The sequence below is a fragment of the Streptomyces sp. NPDC044003 genome, from assembly GCF_056435185.1.
On record NZ_JBWKFA010000004.1, the window covers coordinates 98,195 to 117,692 of the forward strand.

The window sequence follows — 19,498 nt, forward strand, 5'->3', positions numbered from 1 at the left end:
GCGACCACTGACAACGGCCTGCGGTGAAGCCGTGGCCAAGGGACCAAAGGCCCGGGCATTCGGGACTTTCGTCGCGGCATTCCGGACATTCACCCCTGTGACCATGGTGCGTGAAGATCATCCGACGAGCCGTCAACTCAGTCACGGCCGGAAGGGCCTCATGACCGAGCCACAGAAGCGGCCCCTGCCCGTCCGCACCCGCCGGCACACGGACGGCATACCGATGAACGACCTCTTCCGGTCGGACCCGGCCCGGCCGACCCAGACCCTGCCGAGGGCGGTGGAGGGGACGACGGAGCGGACGAAGGGCCGGACGAAGGGCCGGACGACGGAGCAGGCAGAAGACCGGACGGCTCGACGAACGGCGGAGCGGCCGGCCGAAGCGCCCGCCCCGTCGGTGACGCTCCCCCGCCGGCCTCCGCCCGCCGACCCCGACCTGACGGAGCGTCCGGGACCCGCCGTCCCCGGCTGGGTCGCCGTCCTCACCGGCCTCACCGCGCTCACGGGCGCGGCAGCGGCGCTCTGGCGCGCCCGCCCCCTGCGCACCGTCGAGCTGCTCCCGTGGCAGTGGGCCGCGCTCGCCGCCTGCGTCGTGGTCGCCGTCATCTCCTTCGGCGGGCTGACCCGCGGCCGGACGGGCTCCGCCTGGGTCCTTTCGCTCTTCGGCCGCTACCGGGGCAGCGTCCGGCGCACCGGCCTCGTCTGGATCAGCCCCTTCGTGCTGCGCCGCCGGATCGACGTACGGCTGCGGCACTGGCGCAGCGAACCCATCGCCGTCGTCGACGCGGAGGGTTCGGCGCTGCGCGTGGTGGTCCTGGTCGTGTGGTCGGTGCGGGACACGGCCCGCGCGCTGCTCGCGGTCGACGACCATCTCGGTTATCTGCGCGAGCAGGTGGAGGCGGCGGCCGCGCGCGTGCTCTCGCAGCTGCCCGCGGACGCGTTCCGGGGCGACGCGCCGACCCTGCGGGACGCCGAGGCGGTCGGCGACGCGCTGACCCGGATGCTCGCGGCCGAGTGCCGGCCGGTCGGCATCGCCGTCTTCTCCGCGCAGCCGACCCGTATCGAGTACGCCCCCGAGGTCGCCGCCGCCATGCGCCGGCGTCAGATCGCCGTCCTGGACGCCAAGCACCGGGACTCGGTCCTGACCGGCGTCATCGACGCCGTGGACGACACCGTCACGCGGCTGACCGCGCGGGGGCTCGTCGAGCTCGACGACTTCGAACGCCAGGCCCTGGTCAAGGACTTGACCGTGGCCTTCTACACCCGGAGCGGCGGCCCGGCCGACCCGAACCACCAGGAGTGAGGAGCAACGTGAACGACAACACCCCCGACCCCGAGTTCGACGTCCCCGCCTTCGCCGACGAGATACCCCCGGACTGCGCGTGCGCAGGCTGCGCCGAGGCCACCCGGACCGGCCGTGCGACCGGCGGACAACGCGCCCTCCACGGGGTGCGCCGCGCGGTCGTCGCGACCGTGGGCGTGGTCGCCCTGGCCGGCGCGGGCACGGGGACGGCCGCCGCCGAACCCGCCCCGTCGCACGCCGGCTGGGACGGCTCCAGGTACTGGTTCCGCAACGCGGCGGGCGAGTGGCGCTGGACCAGCCACCACGCCACGTACCAGCAGCGCACGCAGACCTCGGGCCGCGCCGGTGAGCCCGTCTTCCACGGCCGGCAGGGGTGGGACAAGCAGTCCCGCGTGTACTGGTACCCGTCACGCGGCCACTGGTACTGGACCGGTCACGCGGAGAAGTACGAGCAGCGGACGGGCCGCCCCGCGCAGCCGTCCGCCCCTTCCTCACCGTCTGCGCGGGGCTGGACGGCGCCGGTCTCCTCGTACGTCTTCACGGGGTACTACGGACAGCCGGGCTCCTGGTCGAAGGGCTACCACACGGGTCAGGACTTCGCGGTGCCGTCGGGGACAACGGTCCGCGCGGTGGGTCCCGGCCGGGTGGTGACGGCCGGGTACGGACGCTCGTACGGCTACGAGGTGGTGATCCGTCATCCGGACGGCCACTACACCCAGTACGCCCACCTCTCCCGGATCGACGTGTCGCCCGGGCAGAGCGTGTCGGGCGGGCAGCGGATCGCACGGTCGGGGGCGACCGGGCGGGTGACGGGTCCGCACCTGCACTTCGAGGTGCGGACCACGCCGTACTTCGGCTCGGACATCAACCCGCTGGCCTACCTGCGCGGCCACGGCGTGTCCGTGTAGGACGCCGGTCAGGCCTCGACGGGGTCCGTCGTGGTCCGCCGGTCAGCCTCGACGGGGTCCGTCGTCGTGCGCCGGTCAGCCTCGACACGGTCCGTCGTCGTCCGCCGGTTCTCCTTGATCGTGATCCGGCCCTTCCGGATCGTGGCCAGACGCGGGGCCCGGCGGGCGACGGCGCTGTCGTGGGTGACCATCACGAAGGTCAGCTTGTGCTCGTCGCACAGCCCTTCGAGCAGGTCCACGATCTCGTCGCGCATCGACTCGTCCAGGTTGCCGGTGGGTTCGTCGGCGAGGAGCACCTTCGGGCGCTTGACCAGAGCGCGGGCGATGGCGACGCGCTGCTGCTGACCGCCGGAGAGCTCGGACGGCAGGTGGCCGAGGCGCTCGCCGAGGCCGACCGACTCCAGTGCCTCGGCGGCCCTGGTGCGCCGCTCGGCGGCCTTGACGCCGAGGGGGACGAGGGCGGTCTCCACGTTCTCCTGGGCGGTGAGCGTGGGGATGAGGTTGAAGCTCTGGAAGACGAAGCCGATGGTCTCGCCCCGCACGGCCGTCAGCCGGCGCTCGGAGAGCGAGGCCAGGTCGGTGCCGTCCAGCAGGACCCGGCCCGAGGTGGGGCGGTCGAGTCCGCCGAGCATCTGCAGGAGGGTCGACTTGCCGCCACCCGTGGGGCCCTGGATGACCAGCCGGTCCCCCTGGTCGAGGGTGAGGTCGATCCCGGCGAGCGCTTCTACTCTCTTCTGTCCCCGCCGGTACTGCTTGGTGACGCCGATGAGTTCGTACATGGTGGGACTCCTGTGTTCCGTCAGTGGATGCGGGCGGGCGGGCGGCTACTCGACGCGGCGCAGCGCGTCGGCGGGGCGGAGCCGCGAGGCGCGCCAGGCGCCGAAGGCGCCCGCGACGAGTCCGCCGCCGAGGGCGAGGAGGACGGCGAGACCCACGGTGGTGACGCTGACGGGGGCGGTGAGGGCGATGTCGACGGTCTTGCCGACGGCCGTACGGGCTGCGCCGGGGCCGCCGAGGACCATGCCGCCGCCGCGTCCGCCGCCGAACCCGCCGCCGCTCGCGCCGAGTTCGGCGGTGAGGGTCGGGCTCGCGGCGGTGACGGCGTACGCTCCGGCGAGGCCGATCGCGATGCCGAGGACGCCGCCGATGACGCCGTTGACGAGGGCCTCGCCGACGACCTGGCGGGTGACCCGGCCGCTCTTCCAGCCGAGGGCCTTGAGGGTGCCGAACTCGCGGACCCGGCGGCCGACGGCGGCTGAGGTGAGGAGCCCGGCGACGAGGACGGCGGCGAGCAGCACGGCGTACGAGAGCCACTTGCCGACGTGGGAGGCGAGGTCGGCGGCGGTGTCGAGCGAGCCGGAGACCGTCTTCGCGAGGTCGGCGGAGGTGGTGACGGTGGTGCCGGAGACGTTCTTCTGGATGGCGGTCTTAACCGCGTCGATGTGCGTCGAGTCGGTCGCCTTCACATAGATCGTGGTGATCTTGCCGGCGGATCCGGAGAGGGTCTGCGCCTGCTTGAGGGGCAGATAGACCTGGGCGGCGGACTGTCCGCTGTCGGCGGTCGCGATGCCGATGATCTCGAACTTCACGCCCTTCACGGTCAGTCGGTCGCCGACGGAGAGGTCCTTCTCCTGCGCGTAGGCGCTGTCGACGACGGCGACCTCGGCGTCGGTCTCGGTGGTCTTGAAGGTGCGGCCCGTGGAGACGGTGGAGGTGGTGAGCGGGCCGAGGTCGGGGGTGGTGACGTCGGTGCCGTAGAGCGTGAAGGAGTCGACGTCGAAGGCCGCGCCGCCGCCGGTGACGGTGTCACCCGGGCCCGAGCCGGTCCCGCCGTTGCCGCCGTTCTCGCCGCCCGGGCCGCCGGGCTGGGCCTGCTGGGCCTGGCCGCGCTGGATCTGACCGCGCGTGAACTCGCCGTTGATCTTCAGATTGACGAGGCTGAGACCGCCGACCGCCTTGGCGACGCCCTGCTGCTTCCCGACCGTGCCGACGGTGGAGTCGGCGAGGGTCTGGAAGCCCTGGACCATCAGCCGGTCGCTGCTCTGCTCCTTGCCGTCCTCCTCGCCCTCGAACTCGAACCGGGGCCGCTGCGGCTGCGCGCCCTCCTGGGGCCGCTCCTGCGCCTTGGTCACCGTCAGGTCCGTACCGAGGCCGTAGAGGGATTCGAGGACCTTGCCCTGGGCCCGGCTCATGCCGGAGGAGACGGAGTTCACGACGATGACCAGCGCGATCCCGAGCGCGAGCCCGGAGGCGACGACGAGCGCCGCCTTTCTGCGACGGCGCAGCTCGCGCCGGAGGTAGGTGAAGAACATGGGCGCGAAGGTAGGGGCCGCGTGTGATGACGGGATAAGGCCCGCGTGAGAGCGGGATGAGAGCGGTCGGTGACGCGGGTCCCTACTGCGGCGCGTAGGTCAGGGGGTCGGCCAGGACGTCGTGGAGGACGAGGGCGGCCGCGCCGCGCGAGGCGTCGGTGGCGGCGGACGCCGGGCGCAGGCGCCCCGCGTCCGGGGTCCAGAGGCCGGAGACGACCCGGGCGGAGAGCTCATCGGCGAGGGCGGGCGTCAGCCAGGGCATCAGCTGCGGGTAGATGCCGCCGAGGACGACGGCCTCGGGGTCGAGGAGGTTCACGGCTCCCGACAGGGCGCGGCCGAGCATCCGGCCGGCTTCGGCGAGGGCGGTGAGGGCGCGCGGTTCCCCGCTCTCGGCGCGACGGGCGAGGTCCGGGACGCCGGTGGCGTCCGCCGCGGCGAGGAGGGCGGCCTGCCCGGCGTACTGCTCCAGGCAGCCGCGGGAGCCGCAGCGGCAGCGCGGGCCTTCGGCGTCGACGACGAGGTGTCCGATCTCGCCGGCGAAGCCGTGGGCGCCGCGCAGGAGTTCGCCGTGGACGACGATCGCGCCGCCGACGCCGATCTCGCCCGTGAGGTGCAGGAAGGTGCGGATGTCTCCGAGGGAGCCGGACCACAGTTCGGCGAGGGCCGCCATGTTGGCCTCGTTGTCGGAGGTGACCGGGAGGCCGGCGGTGGCGGGGCGCAGTGCGGTGAGGGCCTTGCCGAAGAGGGCCTCCGCGGGGACCTCGTTCCAGCCGAGGTTGGGGGCCTGCCGGACGGTCCCGCCGGAGACGAGTCCGGGGAGGGCGAGGGCGGCTGCGGCCGGGGCGAGGCGTCGCTCGGCGGCCTCGTCGAGGGCCTCCGCCGCGATGGCGGCGGCGCGGGCGAGGACGCCGGCGGCGTCGGCCTCCCGGTTGTCGAGGTGCTCGGTGCGGCGGACGCGGTCGGTGCCGGTCAGGTCGACGACGCGGACGGTGACGTAGTCGACGTTGATCTCGACGCCGACGCCGGCGGGTCCGGTGTCCGCCGGTTTGAGGACGGTGCCCGGCCGTCCGGCCTGCCCGCTGAAGGTCTTGCCCGATTCGACGAGGAAGCCGAGGTCGAGGAGTTGCTCGACGAGGGAGGAGACGGCGGGCCGGGTGAGCCCGACCCGGGCCGCGACCGCCGCCCGGGTCGTCTCGCCCGCCTCGTGGACGGTCCGCAGGACGAGGCTCAGGTTGTGCCGGCGCACTCCCGACTTGTCGGCCTTGGGTTCCGTGGGCTGGTTCATGGTGAGCCCGAGCCTAGTCGTCCCTTTCGCTCGACATGCATGCAGCCGTTCGACAGGGATGCGGTGGTTCGACACGGATGCAGCGGTTCGACACGGATGCAGCCGCTCGACACGAAAACAGTTCAGTCACCGAACTGATCTGCGCTAGGCTCCCGCCCATGACGCTTCCGCGCGACTACCGCGGTCAGACCTGCGCCCTCGCTCGCTCGATGGAGATCGTCGGCGAGCGCTGGACGCTGCTGATCCTGCGCGACGCCTTCTACGGGGTCCGCAGGTTCGGGGAGTTCGCCGCACACCTGGGCGTCCCCCGGGCCGTCCTCACCGACCGGCTCGCCACGCTCACCGAGGCGGGCGTCCTGACGCGCCGCCCCGAGGCGGGCACGGGCCGCCGCGAGGTCTACGGGCTCACGCCCAAGGGGATCGCCCTCTGGCCGGCCGTCCGCGCGCTCACTGTCTGGGGCGAGGAGTTCTACGCGGCGGGGGGCGGCCCGCGCCGCGTCTTCCTGCACGCGGAGGACGAGGCCCCGATCGGCCCGGACGGGCGCTGCACCGGCTGCGGCACGGCCGTGCCCGTCGGGGACGTCATGGTCGCCCCCGGCCCGGGGCTCGCCCCCTCGGCCCCGGACGACGACCCGGTGACGGCGGCACTCGCCCGGCCGCACCGGCTGCTCACCCCGCTGCTCACCACCGCGCCCTCGGGGCGCCCCACGAAGGGTTCACCCTCATGAACATCCTGGTCGTCGGCGCCGGTGCCACCGGTGGCTACTTCGGCGCCCTCCTCGCCCGCGCCGGCGAGGACGTCACCTTCCTGGTCCGCCCGGCCCGGGCGGCCGCGCTGCGCGAGCGCGGGCTGCGGGTGGTGGGCCGGGACGAGGAGTGGACGGTGGAGCCCCGCCTCGTCACGGCCGACGAGCTGCGCGAGCCGTACGACCTCGTGCTGCTGTCGGTGAAGTCCACGGGCCTCGACCGGGCGATCGAGGACGTCGCACCGGCCGTCGGACCGGACACGGCCGTCATACCGCTGCTCAACGGCCTCGCCCACATCGACACCCTCAACGCCCGCTTCGGCACGCGGGCCGTCCTCGGCGGCGTGGCGAAGGTGGTGACCACCCTCGACGACGCGGGTGACATCCGGCGGCTCGCCCCGCTGGCCCATCTGACCTTCGGGGAGCAGGACCCGCGGGACGGGACGGTCTCCGCGCGCGTGGAGCGGATCCGCAAGGTCCTCGAAGGGGCGGGGATCGACGCGCCGGTGCCGGCCGACGTCATCACGGCGATGTGGCACAAGTGGGTGTTCATCACGACGTTCGGCGCGGTGACGAGTCTGATGCGCGGCACGGTCGGCGACGTGTACGGCGTGGAGGGCGGCCCGGCCCTCGGTCCGGCGGTGCTCGACGAGGCGGCCGCCGTCGCCGCCGCGGCCGGGCACCCCGTACCGGAGGAGGAGCGGGCGGCGACGCTCGCCGTGGTGTCCGCGCCGGGTTCGCCGATGGTGCCGTCCCTCTACCGCGACCTGGCGGCGGGCCGCCCCACCGAGGTCGAGCATCTCTTCGGCGACCTGACCGCCCGGGCGCGCACCCTCGGCGTGGCGACCCCGCTCCTCGACCTGGCGACGCTGCACCTGCGCGTCCACCAGCGGCGGGTCACGGCGGTGACGGGGGCCTGAGGGAAGGATGCCGTCTCCCCCGCGCGGGGGAGACGGCGCGGCCTCCGGGGCGACGCCGGGCTCCTCGGTCCGGCGGCAGTCTGAACACCATGATGAAGCTCAAGGCCCTGCCGGACGTGCCCCGTTGGGCCGTCGTCGCCGCCCACGCCGTCCCGCTGATCGTCCTGCCGTCCGGCCTCTGGCGCGTCGCCCTGACGTTCGGCGCGCCGGTGGCCCGGGTGGACGACCCGACGCTCGGCCTGGCTGTCTTCCAGCTCGTCCTCACGGTGCTCGCCGAGCTGCTCGCCTTTCTGACGCTGGGTCTGGTCCGCGAGTGGGGCGAGGTGTTCCCGCGCAGGCTGCCGTTCGTCGGCGGGCGGCCGGTCGGCGCCCGGGGCGCGACCTTCGCCGCGCTGGCCGGGGCGTTCGGACTCGCCGCCCTCACCGGCTGGTTCGCGTACGTGGCGTACGCGGGCATCGGCGAGAACTCCCCCGGCACCCACACCGAGGGCCCGCTCCAGGAGACCCTGTTCTCCGTCTGCTACCTGCCCCTCCTGGCCTGGGCCCCGCTGCTCACGGCAGTGGCGGTCGCATACCACCGCCGCCGTGCGGCCCGCTGAGCGGCCGGGGGATGTGACGACGTCCCCTCAAGCCCGTACGACCGTGGCTCAACGCCGGCCGTTGCGGCGGATGTAGTTGTCGCTCGCGGTCGGGAGGGAGTTGTGGGCGCCCAGGCCGAAGGAGACCCGGTCGGCCTTGGCCTGGCGGAGGGACTCCTGTTCCTGGAGCAGGCCCTCGACCGTGTCCGCGCGGCGGCCGCCCCTGCGGAGCAGGGTGACGGTCAACAGCGCCCCGATGGCGCCGAGTACGCCGAACAGGATCAGTAGTGCGGTCATGGTGCCTCCCCCGTCGTTTTCCGCAGGGTAACCCGCAGATCGGGGGTGGAACAGGGTCCCGCACGTCACCGCAGCAGTGTCGGTGCCGCCGCGGCGAGGACGGTCGCGATCCGGTCCCAGGTCTCCTCGTCACGGGGAACCGCGGGCAGGAGCGCACCCTCGCCCGTGCCCCATGCCGTGGCCAGGGCCACCGGGTCGGCGCCGGTCACCGCTCCCGCGGCCAGCGCCGCCGCGCCGAGGGCGACGAGTTCCTCGGCGGCCGGGACGACCAGGGGGCGTCCGGAGAGTCTGCGGACGGTCTCGGTCCAGGCCCGGCCGCGGGCGCCGCCGCCGATGAGGCGCAGCGGGCGGTCCCGTACGGCCGGCTCGGCCGGGTCGAGGCCGCAGGCGGTCAGGAGTTCGTCGAGGGCGCGGAGGACGGTGAAGGCCGCGCCCTCGTAGGCGGCGCCCAGGATCGCGCGCGGGTCGGTGCCGTGCCGGAGGCCGGTGACGAGTCCGGCGGCGTGCGGGAGGTCGGGGGTGCGTTCGCCGTCCAGGTACGGGAGGACGACGACACCGCCGCCCGGTGCCGCGTCCTCGCGGTCGAGGCCGAGGAGGGTGGCGAACCGGTCCACGGCGAGCGTGCAGTTGAGGGTGCAGCCGAGCGGGAGGTACGTGCCGTCGGCGGCGGCGAAGCCGGCGAGTCCGGGGTCGGCGGGACGGGCGCGGGTCGCGGCGAAGACGGTCCCGGAGGTGCCGAGGCTGACCACGGGGTGGTCGAGCAGGCCCGCGCCGCCGAGCCCCAGTCCGACGGCGGCGGCCATGTTGTCGCCGGTCCCGGCGGCGACGGCGACCGTACGGGGCAGGCCGAGGGCCTCGGCGGCGGCCGGGGTGAGGGTGCCGACGCGGGTGGCGCCGGTGGCGGCGACGGCGGGCAGCAGGTCCGGGGCCAGGCCGAGGAGGTCGAGGATCTCCTTGTCGTAGGCGCCGGTGGCGGTCCCGTACCAGCAGGTGCCCGAGGCGTCCCCGGGGTCGGTGACGGCGGCTCCGGAGAGGCGTTCGGTGAGGTGGTCGTGCGGGAGGCGGATGCCGCGCGCGGCCTCGGCGTGCTCCGGCTCGTTCTCGCGGAGCCACTGCCACTTGGCGGCGGTCATGGAGGCGACGGGGACCGAACCGGTCCGCTCCAGCCAGGGCTCGGGGCCGCCGAGGCGGGCGGCGAGGGCGGCCGCCTGCGGGGCGGACCGGGTGTCGTTCCAGAGCAGTGCGGGGCGCAGGGGCCGGCCGTCGGCACCGAGGGTGACGAGGCCGTGCTGCTGGCCGGCGACCGCGATGCCGGTGACGGAGGCCGCGGGGACGCCCGCGTCCCGTACCGCCGCGCGGACGGCCGCGGCGAGGGCGGTCCACCACTCCTCGGGGTCGCTCTCGCGCGCCCCGGCGGAGCCGGTGACGGTGTGCGGGGCGCGGCCGAGGGCGAGGAGCTCGCCGGTGTCGGCGTCGACGGCGGCGGCTTTGGTGGACTGCGTGGAGCTGTCCACGCCGATCACGACGGAGCGGCTCGTGGGCACGCCCTCACCTCATCTCGGGTTCGTCCGGGGGTGGCGCCGAGCGGCCCCTTCCCGTATTAGTTATCTCAGAAAACAAATCCGACGGCCAGTAGCAGGGAGACACCATGTCGGAGCGCTTCACCCCCACGCCCGAGGACCGGTTCACCTTCGGCCTCTGGACCGTGGGCTGGCAGGGCCGCGACCCCTTCGGCGAGGCGACCCGCCCCGCCCTCGACCCCGTCGAGGCCGTCGAGCGGCTCGCCGCCCTCGGTGCGTACGGCATCACCTTCCACGACGACGACCTGATCCCCTTCGGGGCGCCGGACGGCGAGCGGGACGCCGTCGTCAAGCGCTTCCGGGCCGCCCTGGACAGCACCGGACTCGCCGTGCCCATGGCGACCACGAACCTCTTCAGCCACCCCGTCTTCAAGGACGGCGCCTTCACCGCCAACGACCGGGACGTGCGCCGTTTCGCCCTGCGCAAGACCCTCCGGAACATCGATCTGGCCGTCGAGCTCGGCGCCACCACCTACGTCGCCTGGGGCGGCCGGGAGGGCTCCGAGTCCGGCGCCGCGAAGGACGTCCGGGTCGCGCTCGACCGGATGAAGGAGGCCTTCGACCTGCTCGGCCAGTACGTCACCGAGCAGGGCTACGACCTGCGCTTCGCGATCGAGCCCAAGCCGAACGAGCCGCGCGGCGACATCCTGCTGCCCACCATCGGACACGCGCTCGCCTTCATCGAGCGCCTGGAACGCCCCGAGCTCGTCGGCGTGAACCCGGAGACCGGCCACGAGCAGATGGCCGGGCTCAACTTCCCGCACGGCATCGCGCAGGCGCTGTGGGCCGGCAAGCTGTTCCACATCGACCTGAACGGCCAGTCGGGCATCAAGTACGACCAGGACTTCCGCTTCGGCGCGGGCGACCTGCGCCAGGCGTTCTGGCTGGTGGACCTCCTGGAGACGGCCGGTTACACGGGTCCGCGCCACTTCGACTTCAAGCCGGTGCGCACCGACGGCTTCGACGGGGTGTGGGAGTCCGCGAAGAACTGCATGCGGAACTACCTGATCCTCAAGGAGCGCGCGGCGGCCTTCCGCGCCGACCCGGACGTCGTGGCGGCGCTCGCCGCCTCCCGGCTGCCCGAGCTCGCCGTTCCCACGGCCGCCGACGGTCTCGCGGGGCTGCTCGCCGACCCCACGGCGTACGAGACCTTCGACCCGGACGCGGCCGCGGCACGCTCGATGGCCTTCGAGCACCTGGACCAGCTGGCCCTGGAGCACCTGCTCGGCGTGCGCTGAGCCGCTCGCGCGAAGCGGTCAGCGCCCGGCGAGTGTCGAGCGGCGGACGACCAGTTCCGGCTGGAGCACCACGTGCTCGTGCCGGTGGTCGCCCGCCTGCTCGCCGGTCTCCTCCAGGAGCAGCTCCGCGGCCTTCGCCCCGAGGGTCAGCGCGGGCTGTCGTACGGAGGTCAGCGGTACGGTCGCGGCCGCGGCGAACTCGATGTCGTCGTAGCCGACGATCGCCATGTCCTCCGGGACCCGGACCCCCGCCGCGTACAGCGCCTGGAGCACGCCCAGGGCGAGCAGGTCGTTGGCGCAGAAGACCGCGGTCGGACGGTCGGCGAGGCCGAGCAGCCGGGACCCGGCGTCCCGTCCCGACGCCACGTCCAGGCGCTCGGTCGGAAGCTCCCGGAGCGCCGAGGCCGGCAGCCCGGCCTCGGCGAGCGCGAGCAGGGCGCCCTCGCGCCGGTCGCGGACCTGCTGGAGATGGCCGGGGCCGCTGACGTAGGCGAAGGAGCGGTGGCCCGTCGCGACGAGGTGCCGGATCGCGAGGGAGCCGCCGACGACGTCGTCGACGGAGACCGAGCAGCCGGCGTCGTCGCCCGCCACCCGGTCGACGAGCACGGACGGGATGCCGTGGCGGCGGAACGCCCGCAGGTTCTCCCCGCTGGGGTCGGCGGGGGTGACCAGGACGCCCCGGACGCGCTGTTCGGCGAAGAGGGAGAGGTAGTCGGCCTCGTCGGCCGGGTTCTGGTCGCTGTTGCAGACCATGACGCCCAGGCCGGCGGCGCGGGCGGTGCGCTCGGCGCCGCGGGCGATGTCGACGAAGAAGGGGTTCCCCATGTCGAGCACGAGCAGCGCCATGATGCGGCTGCGGCCCGCCCTGAGCTGGCGGGCGGACTCGCTGCGCACGTAACCGAGGCGCGCGATGACGTCCTGGACGTGTCGGCGGGTCGCGGGCGAGACGCGGTCGGGCTGGTTGATCACGTTGGAGACGGTGCCGACGGAGACCCCCGCCTCGCGCGCCACGTCCTTGATCCCGACGGAACCGGCACCACCGCCGGCCGCGCCGCCGCCGTGCCCACCCGTCCGTGCGGTGTCCGTCATCCGTCCCACCTGGTCCGTCCTGCCCCTGCCGCCCTGTCCGGGTGGGGTCCCGCTCCGTGATTTCATCCTAAGCGGCCGGGCGCCCGCAGCCCCTCACACGACGGAGAACCGACCGGTCAGTGCATCGACCCGTCGACTCGTCTCCTCGCCGCGGGGAAGTGACCCCTGCGACACTGCGTACCGCAAGCGCCGCCGCCCGACTCGACTCCGCCCCGAGGAACCCGTGATGCGTGTCGCCCTCTTCGTCACCTGCGTCAACGACGCCGTCTTCCCGTCCACGGGCGTGGCCACGGTACGACTCCTCGAACGGCTCGGCGTGGAGGTCGACTTCCCTGCGGCGCAGTCCTGCTGCGGGCAGCCGCAGTTCAACACCGGCTACCGCACGGAGACCGAGCCGCTCGTCCGGCGCACGGTCCGGGCCTTCGAGGGGTACGACCACGTCGTCACCCCGTCGGGTTCGTGCGCGGCCATGATCCGCCACCACTACCCGTCGTTCGGCGCGGACGCGGCGGGCCTGGCCCCTCGCGTGTACGAGCTGACGGAGTTCCTCGTGGACGTGCTGGGCCTGACGGACGTGGGCGCGTACTTCCCGCACCGGGTGACGTACCACCCCTCCTGTCACGGCCTGCGGCTGCTCGGGCTCGGGGAGCGACCGCGGCGGCTCCTGGAGGCGGTGAAGGGCCTGGAGCTGGTGGAGCTGCCGGGCGCGGAGGAGTGCTGCGGCTTCGGCGGCACGTTCGCGGTGAAGAACCCGGACGTCTCGGCGGCGATGGGCGCCGACAAGATCACGAACGCGCTGTCCACCGGCGCGGAGGTCCTGTGCGGCGCGGACAACTCCTGTCTGCTGCACGTGGGCGGCATGCTGAGACGTCAGGAGGCGCCGCTGCGCGCGCTGCACCTCGCCGAGATTCTCGCCAGCACGGAAGAGGAGCCCTGGGCATGAGCGGGACCTTCGTCGGTATGCCGGCCTTCCCGAAGGCGGCGCACGAGGCCGTACGGAACGAGACCCTGCGGGCGAACCTGCGGCACGCCACCCACACCATCCGCGACAAGCGGGCGAAGGCGGTCGCCGAGCTCGACGACTGGGCCGAGCTGCGCGAGGCCGGCAGGCGCATCAAGGACCAGACGCTCCGTCACCTCGACACATATCTCCTGCAGTTGGAGGAGGCGGTGACGGCCGCCGGCGGGACCGTGCACTGGGCGGCCGACGCGGCGGAGGCCAACCGGATCGTCGCCGACCTCGTCAAGGCCACCGGGGAGAGCGAGGTGGTCAAGGTCAAGTCGATGGCCACCCAGGAGATCGGACTCAACGAGGCCCTGGAGGCCGAGGGCATCGCCGCGTACGAGACGGATCTCGCGGAACTGATCGTGCAGCTCGGCGAGGACCGCCCCTCACACATCCTGGTCCCGGCGATCCACCGCAACCGCGGCGAGATCCGCGACATCTTCCGCTCCGAGATGGGCAAGTGGGGCCGCGAGGCACCCCACGACCTCACCGACAGCCCCGCCGAACTCGCCGAGGCCGCCCGCCTGCACCTGCGGGAGAAGTTCCTCCGCGCCAAGGTCGGCATCTCCGGCGCCAACTTCATGGTCGCCGAGACCGGCACCCTCGTCGTCGTCGAATCCGAGGGCAACGGACGCATGTGCCTCACCCTCCCCCAGACCCTCATCTCCGTCGTCGGCATCGAGAAGATCGTGCCCACCTGGCGGGACCTGGAGGTCTTCCTCCAGACCCTCCCCCGCTCCTCCACCGCCGAGCGCATGAACCCCTACACGAGCATGTGGACCGGCACGACCGACACCGACGGCCCCACGACCTTCCACCTCGTCCTCCTCGACAACGGCCGCACCGATGCCCTCGCCGACGAGGTCGGGCGGCAGGCCCTGCGCTGCATCCGCTGCTCCGCCTGCCTCAACGTCTGCCCCGTGTACGAACGGGCCGGAGGCCACGCCTACGGCTCCGTCTACCCCGGCCCCATCGGCGCCATCCTCACCCCGCAACTGCGCGGCACCGCGAGCGAGGTCGACGCCTCCCTCCCGTACGCCTCCTCCCTCTGCGGCGCCTGCTACGAGGTCTGCCCCGTCGCCATCGACATCCCCGAAGTACTCGTCCACCTACGGGAGAAGGTCGCCGAGCAGGGCGGGAAGGGACACCGCCTGGAGAAGGCCGCCATCAAGGCCTCCACCTGGGTCCTGAACCACCCCGGCGTCCTCGCCACCGGCGAACGCCTCGCCTCGAAGACCCGCACACTCCACCCGAAAAAGCTGCCCGGGCCGGGCGTCGGCCCGTGGACGGACAGCCGCGACCTGCCCGAGATGCCCGCCGAACCGTTCCGCGACTGGTGGAAGAAGAACCGCACATGACCGACTCCCGCGCACGGATCCTCGCCCGGATCCGTGCCGCCGTCGCGGACGCCCCCGAGGCGGCGCCCGTCGCCCGCGACTACCGGACCAGCCACACCCCGGACGACCCGGCCCGGCTCCTCGATCTCCTCCACGAGAACCTCGCCGACTACCGGGCCCACGTCCACCGCACCGCGCCGGACGGCCTCGCCGGGCTCGTCGCGCGGCTCCTCGCGGAGCACGGCGCGCGCAGTGTCGTCGTACCGCCCGGGCTGCCCGAGGAGTGGCTCGCCGCGGCCGGGGCCGTGCGGCGGTTCGACGAGCCCCGGCTGACCCCGTACGACCTCGACGGCATCGACGCCGTGGTGACGGGGTGCGCGCTGGCGATCGCCGAGACCGGCAGCATCGTCCTGGACGGCGGTCCGGGTCAGGGCCGCCGGGCGCTCACCCTCGTCCCCGATCTGCACCTCTGCGTGGTGCGGGCCCCGGAGCAGGTGGTGGCCTCGGTGCCGCCGGCGCTCCCCCGGCTCGACCCGGCGCGTCCGCTGACCTGGATCTCCGGTCCCTCCGCGACCAGCGACATCGAACTCGACCGCGTCGAGGGCGTCCACGGGCCGCGGACCCTTGAGGTGATCCTGGTGACGGACGGCCCCGCTACGCCGACTCCCGGCGGATCAGCTCCGTCGGCAGGATGACCGTCGCCGGGTCCTCGCCCGCTATCCGCGCGAGGAGCGTCCGGACCATCTCGGTGCTGATCCGGTCCCAGGGCTGACGGATCGTCGTCAGCGAGGGCCGGGAGGAGAGGGCCGCCGGGGAGTCGTCGAAGCCGCCGACGGCGACGTCCTCGGGGACTCGCCGGCCGGCCCGGGCGAGCGCGTCGAGGACGCCCTGCGCCATCAGGTCGGAGGCGACGAAGACGGCGTCGATGTCGGGTGCGCGCTCCAGGAGGGCGCGGGCCGCGTCCTCGCCGCTGGCGCGGCTGTAGTCGCCGGTGGCGATGAGGGTCTCGTCGACGGGCAGGCCGTGTTCGGCGAGCGTCTCGCGGTAGCCGGCGAGGCGCTCGACGCCGCCGGGGGTGTCGAGCGGGCCGGTGACGGTGGCGATCCGGCGCCGCCCGGTCGCGTACAGGTGGCGCACCATGTCGCGGGCGCCGTCCCGGTCGTCGGCGGCGACGTAGCCGATCTTGGTGGTCTGGCCGAGGGGCTTGCCGCAGGCGACGACGGGGACGCCGGCCTCGTGCAGCCGGGCCACCACGGGGTCGCCGGAGTGGCTGGAGACGAGGAGGACGCCGTCGACGTGGCCGGCCTCGATGTAGCGGAGGTTGCGGCGGCGTTCGTCCTCGGTGCCCGCGATCATCAGGAGGAGCGGGATGTCCTGGGCGGCGAGTGCCTGGGTGCAGGCCCTGAGGAGGACGTTGAAGTTGGGGTCCTCGAAGAAGCGCTCCTGGGGTTCGGTCAGGAGGAAGGCGACCGAGTCGGACTTGCCGGTGATCAGCGAGCGGGCGTGCCGGTTGACGACGTATCCCGTTCTTCGGATCGCGGCGTCGACGGCGGCTTTCGCCGTCGGGCTGACGTAGTGGCCGCCGTTGAGGACGCGGGAGACGGTGCCGCGCGAGACTCCGGCCTCGCGGGCCACGTCGTGGATGGTCGCCGGGCGGCGCCTGCTCGCTGCTGTGCTCATCTGTGTGTTTCCCCTCGATCCCCTGTGGTCAGGACTTTACGGCGCCGGAGAGCAGGTCGAGGCTCCAGAAGCGCTGGATGACCAGGAACAGGGCGATGAGCGGGAGTACGGCGAGGAGGGCTCCGGTGATGACGAGGGTGTAGAGGGAGGGCTGGCTGGCGCCCTGCTTGAGGAGGGTGAACAGGCCGACGGTCATGGGGAACTTCTCGTCGTCGCCGAGCATGATGAACGGAAGCAGGAAGTTGTTCCAGATGGCGACGAACTGGAACAGGAAGATCGTCACCAGGCCCGGGGACATCATGGGGACGGCGATCCGCAGGAAGATCCGCCACTCGCCGGCGCCGTCCATGCGCCCCGCCTCGACCAGTTCCATGGGGATGGCGGCCTCGGCGTAGATGCGGCCGAGGTAGACGCCGTACGGGGAGAGGATCAGCGGGAGCAGGACCGACGTGTAGGTGTCCGTGAGGTCGGCCTCGGCCATGAGGAGGTACTGGGGGATGGCGAGGATGACCGGCGGCATGAGGACGCCGGTGAGGATCAGGTTGAAGAAGGCCTCGCGGCCGCGGAAGCGGTAGACGGCGAAGGCGTATCCGGCGAACGCGGAGACGACGGTGGACAGGACGGCGCCGAGGCCCGCGTAGAAGACGGAGTTGCCCATCCAGCGCCAGTAGATGCCCTCGCGGTACGTGTTCAGGTCGGCGAGGTTGTCGGCGAAGCCGTCGCCGGGCAGGAAGGTGAAGGTGGCGAAGAGGTCCTGGCCCGACTTGGTGGCGGCGACCAGGACCCAGGCGACGGGCAGCAGGCAGTACAGCGCGCCGAGGACGAGGGCCGCCGTGGGGAGCAGGGCGGTGCGGCGGGGGCGGGGCGGCGGCGGGCCCTGGGAGGTGCCGGGGGTGGTGCCGGCGGCCGGGGCGGCGGCGCGGATCGGGGAGGCGAGCCCGGTCATCGGCTTGCTCCTTGTGTGGTGCGGCGGTTGGAGATCCTCAGGAGGGCGAAGGAGAGCGCGAAGGTGGCGAGGGCGAGCACGACGGCGGTGGCCGAGGCGGCGTGGATGTTCCCGCCGGTGAAGGCGTCGCTGTAGACCTTCATGAGGGGGCTCCAGGTGGAGGGGATGCCGTTGGTGAGCGGCTTGAGCGTCATGGGCTCGTTGAAGACCTGGAGGGTGGCGATGATCGAGAAGAAGAAGGTGAGCACCAGGGAGGGCGCCACCATCGGGATCTTGATGCGGAGCGCGATCTGGAGCTCCGAGCAGCCGTCGAGCTTGGCCGCCTCGTACACGTCGGCGGGCAGGGAGCGCAGGGCGGTGTAGATGACGATCATGTTGAAGCCGGTGCCGCCCCAGATCGCGATGTTCGACATCGCCAGGTAGAGCGGTCCGCCGTCCATGAGGTCCGGCTGCGGGAGGCCGAGGGCGTCGAGGACGTAGAGGAAGGGGCTGACGTCGGGGAGGTAGAGGAAGCCCCAGAGGAGCGCGGCGATGACGCCGGGGACGGCGTACGGCAGGAAGATCGCGAGGCGGGCGAAGGAGCGGGCCCGGACGCGCTCGGAGTCGAGCAGGAGCGCGAAGAACAGGGCGAGGCCGAGCATGACGGGGACGACGATCGCGCCGTAGCCGAGGACGCGCAGGGCGCTGTGGAGGAACTCGGAGTCGGTGAGGGCGGAGGTGTAGTTCTGCAGACCGGCCCAGACCTCGTGCCGGGCTCCCTTGCCGAGGCCGAGGCCCTTGATCTCGACCTTGTGGAAGCTGAGCCAGACGGCGTAGCCGATGGGCAGGGCGAAGAAGAGGGCGAAGAGGACGGCGGCGGGGAGGAGGAAGCCGTACGGGGCCGCCTTGACCCCGTACGACCGGCGCGCGCCCTGGTGGGGCTGCGTCACTTGGCGACTCCGAAGCCCTGCTTCTCCAGGTCCGCGACGGTGGTGTTCCGCACGTCCGTGAGGGCGGTGCCGAAGCCGGACTTGGCCTTGGCGGCCTTGCCGAACTCGTCCTTGAAGGAGGTGTAGGCGACGTTCACGTTGGGGCCCCAGGCGCCCGGCGCGGTGGTCTTCGCGATCTCGGCGGCGCGGGTGTAGAAGTCGGGCTGGTTGGCGAAGTAGTCGGGGGCCTTGGCGAGGGCGCCGCTGGTCTGGGCGGCGGTGGCGGCGGGGTAGATGCCGCTCTCCTTGACGAGGGCGGCGAGGGCCTTCGGGTCGGTGTTCAGCCAGATGGCGAACTTCGCGGCGGCTTCCTTGTGCTTCGAGTCGGAGGTGACGGCGGTGGAGGAGCCGCCCCAGCTTCCGGTGGAGTTGTCGCCCTTGGTCCACTGCGGGAGCGGGGCCATGGCCCACTTGCCCTTGCCGTCGGGGGCGGCGGTGGTGAGGGTGCCGGGGGCCCAGACGGCGCTGACCCAGGCGAGCTGCTCGCCGGTGTTCATGGCCTTGTTCCAGGCGGGGGTGTACATGGGCTGGTTGTCGATGGCGCCCTCGGCGACCAGGCCGCCCCAGAAGTCGGTGACCTTCTTGGTCGCGGCGTCGTCGATGCCGACCTTCCACTTGTCGCCCTCGTAGGTCCACCACTTGGCGCCGGCCTGCTGGGAGAGGCCGGCGAAGAGGCCGGCGTCGTTGGCGGAGAAGGTGGTGAGGGACTTGCCGGGGGCCTTCTTCTTCAGGGTGCGGGCGGTGGCGGCGAACTCGTCCCAGGTGGTGGGGACGGAGAGGCCGTACTGCTTGAAGAGGTCCTCGCGGTAGAAGAACATCAGCGGCCCGGAGTCCTGCGGCAGGGCGTAGACGCCGTCGCCGCCGAGGGTGGTCTGCTGCCAGATGCCGGGGGCGAAGGCGTTCTTGACGGTCTCCGAGACCTCGCCGTCCATGTCGGCCAGGGAGTCGTTGCTGACGAGGGTCGGGAGGGCCTGGTACTCGGCCTGGACGAGGTCGGGGCCCTTGTGCGCCTTCGTCGCGGTGATGATCTTGGTGACGAGGTCGTCGCCGGAGGCCTGCTTCTGCACGGTGACCTTGATGTCGGGGTGCTCGGCGTTCCAGAGGGCGGCGACCTTGTCCATGCCGGGCGCCCAGGCCCAGTAGGTGAGCGAGACGGGGCCGGACTCGGCGCCCGCCTTGTCGCCGGAGTCGGAGGAACCGCAGGCGGAGAGCGCGGTGGCGCCGAGCAGGACGGCGGTGGCGGCGGCGAGTCCGCGGCGCGAGATGTGAGGCATGGGGTACTTCTCCCTGACCGAAAAAGGGGCC

The 19,498-nt window shown here is 73.0% G+C and carries 18 protein-coding genes and 1 pseudogene; 9 read left to right on the forward strand and 10 right to left on the reverse strand.

What is annotated here, in order from left to right:
* Positions 1–160 precede the first annotated feature (160 nt).
* Both AC07AW_RS17600 and AC07AW_RS17605 read left to right on the forward strand, forming a co-directional pair.
* Entirely contained in the window at positions 161–1,303 is a 1,143-nt protein-coding gene (locus tag AC07AW_RS17600; RefSeq protein ID WP_478816368.1) for an SPFH domain-containing protein, read from the forward strand.
* An 8-nt stretch (positions 1,304–1,311) separates the two neighbouring features.
* The gene (locus AC07AW_RS17605) at positions 1,312–2,211 is read left to right on the forward strand and encodes a M23 family metallopeptidase (protein WP_478816369.1); all 900 of its coding nucleotides are present in this window, start codon (positions 1,312–1,314) and stop codon (positions 2,209–2,211) included.
* Between the two features lie 107 nt (positions 2,212–2,318).
* Here AC07AW_RS17605 and AC07AW_RS17610 read toward each other — a convergent pair.
* From AC07AW_RS17610 to AC07AW_RS17620, 3 genes and pseudogenes are all read right to left on the reverse strand, one after another.
* Positions 2,319–2,990: pseudogene (locus AC07AW_RS17610) on the reverse strand (ABC transporter ATP-binding protein); the annotation flags it as partial.
* Positions 2,991–3,035: 45 nt separating this feature from the next.
* Positions 3,036–4,523 (reverse strand): ABC transporter permease, encoded by a 1,488-nt coding sequence (locus AC07AW_RS17615; RefSeq protein ID WP_478816370.1) that lies wholly within the window; start codon positions 4,521–4,523, stop codon positions 3,036–3,038.
* A gap of 82 nt (positions 4,524–4,605) precedes the next feature.
* Positions 4,606–5,808, reverse strand: a complete 1,203-nt coding sequence (locus AC07AW_RS17620; protein WP_478816371.1) for an ROK family protein — start codon at positions 5,806–5,808, stop codon at positions 4,606–4,608.
* Positions 5,809–5,966: 158 nt separating this feature from the next.
* On the opposite strand from AC07AW_RS17620, the gene AC07AW_RS17625 reads away from it, so the two are divergent.
* The 3 genes from AC07AW_RS17625 (at position 5,967) to AC07AW_RS17635 (ending at position 8,073) form a co-directional block, all read left to right on the forward strand.
* Positions 5,967–6,536 carry a winged helix-turn-helix transcriptional regulator gene (locus AC07AW_RS17625; protein ID WP_478816372.1) on the forward strand — a complete coding sequence of 190 codons (570 nt, stop codon included), beginning with the start codon at positions 5,967–5,969 and terminating at the stop codon, positions 6,534–6,536.
* Positions 6,533–7,474 (forward strand): ketopantoate reductase family protein, encoded by a 942-nt coding sequence (locus AC07AW_RS17630; protein WP_478816373.1) that lies wholly within the window; start codon positions 6,533–6,535, stop codon positions 7,472–7,474. Before AC07AW_RS17625 ends, AC07AW_RS17630 begins: the two co-directional genes overlap by 4 nt.
* Positions 7,475–7,563: 89 nt before the next feature.
* Positions 7,564–8,073 carry a hypothetical protein gene (locus tag AC07AW_RS17635; RefSeq protein ID WP_478816374.1) on the forward strand — a complete coding sequence of 170 codons (510 nt, stop codon included), beginning with the start codon at positions 7,564–7,566 and terminating at the stop codon, positions 8,071–8,073.
* Positions 8,074–8,121: 48 nt separating this feature from the next.
* Here AC07AW_RS17635 and AC07AW_RS17640 read toward each other — a convergent pair whose 3' ends face one another.
* Positions 8,122–8,349: a hypothetical protein gene (locus tag AC07AW_RS17640; RefSeq protein WP_478816375.1), complete on the reverse strand. Its 228-nt coding sequence runs from the start codon at positions 8,347–8,349 to the stop codon at positions 8,122–8,124.
* Positions 8,350–8,414: 65 nt separating this feature from the next.
* Complete coding sequence (gene xylB, locus AC07AW_RS17645; protein ID WP_478816376.1) at positions 8,415–9,893, reverse strand: xylulokinase; 1,479 nt, start codon at positions 9,891–9,893, stop codon at positions 8,415–8,417.
* A 104-nt stretch (positions 9,894–9,997) separates the two neighbouring features.
* Here xylB and xylA point away from each other — a divergent pair, with 104 nt between their 5' ends.
* Complete coding sequence (xylA, locus tag AC07AW_RS17650) at positions 9,998–11,167, forward strand: xylose isomerase (protein WP_478816377.1); 1,170 nt, start codon at positions 9,998–10,000, stop codon at positions 11,165–11,167.
* A gap of 18 nt (positions 11,168–11,185) precedes the next feature.
* On the opposite strand, the gene AC07AW_RS17655 is transcribed toward xylA, so the two are convergent.
* A complete protein-coding gene (locus AC07AW_RS17655; protein WP_478816378.1) occupies positions 11,186–12,256 on the reverse strand; it encodes a LacI family DNA-binding transcriptional regulator in 1,071 nt (356 codons plus the stop codon).
* A gap of 226 nt (positions 12,257–12,482) precedes the next feature.
* On the opposite strand from AC07AW_RS17655, the gene AC07AW_RS17660 reads away from it, so the two are divergent.
* From AC07AW_RS17660 to AC07AW_RS17670, 3 genes are read left to right on the forward strand one after another with little or no spacing between them, the layout of a single operon-like run.
* Positions 12,483–13,199: a (Fe-S)-binding protein gene (locus AC07AW_RS17660; protein ID WP_478816379.1), complete on the forward strand. Its 717-nt coding sequence runs from the start codon at positions 12,483–12,485 to the stop codon at positions 13,197–13,199.
* Entirely contained in the window at positions 13,196–14,620 is a 1,425-nt protein-coding gene (locus AC07AW_RS17665; protein ID WP_478816380.1) for a LutB/LldF family L-lactate oxidation iron-sulfur protein, read from the forward strand. Before AC07AW_RS17660 ends, AC07AW_RS17665 begins: the two co-directional genes overlap by 4 nt.
* Positions 14,617–15,294, forward strand: a complete 678-nt coding sequence (locus AC07AW_RS17670; RefSeq protein ID WP_478816381.1) for a LutC/YkgG family protein — start codon at positions 14,617–14,619, stop codon at positions 15,292–15,294. The genes AC07AW_RS17665 and AC07AW_RS17670 overlap by 4 nt, the downstream gene beginning before the upstream one ends.
* Here AC07AW_RS17670 and AC07AW_RS17675 read toward each other — a convergent pair.
* The 4 genes from AC07AW_RS17675 to AC07AW_RS17690 are packed head-to-tail and all read right to left on the reverse strand — an operon-like array spanning position 15,254 to position 19,467.
* Positions 15,254–16,279, reverse strand: a complete 1,026-nt coding sequence (locus AC07AW_RS17675) for a LacI family DNA-binding transcriptional regulator (protein ID WP_478816382.1) — start codon at positions 16,277–16,279, stop codon at positions 15,254–15,256. The genes AC07AW_RS17670 and AC07AW_RS17675 overlap by 41 nt on opposite strands.
* Positions 16,280–16,307: 28 nt before the next feature.
* Positions 16,308–17,225 carry a carbohydrate ABC transporter permease gene (locus AC07AW_RS17680; RefSeq protein ID WP_478816383.1) on the reverse strand — a complete coding sequence of 306 codons (918 nt, stop codon included), beginning with the start codon at positions 17,223–17,225 and terminating at the stop codon, positions 16,308–16,310.
* Entirely contained in the window at positions 17,222–18,154 is a 933-nt protein-coding gene (locus AC07AW_RS17685; protein WP_478816384.1) for a carbohydrate ABC transporter permease, read from the reverse strand. The genes AC07AW_RS17680 and AC07AW_RS17685 overlap by 4 nt, the downstream gene beginning before the upstream one ends.
* On the reverse strand, positions 18,151–19,467 hold the full coding sequence (locus AC07AW_RS17690) for an ABC transporter substrate-binding protein (RefSeq protein ID WP_478816385.1): 1,317 nt from the start codon (positions 19,465–19,467) through the stop codon (positions 18,151–18,153). Before AC07AW_RS17690 ends, AC07AW_RS17685 begins: the two co-directional genes overlap by 4 nt.
* Between the last annotated feature and the right edge of the window lie 31 nt (positions 19,468–19,498).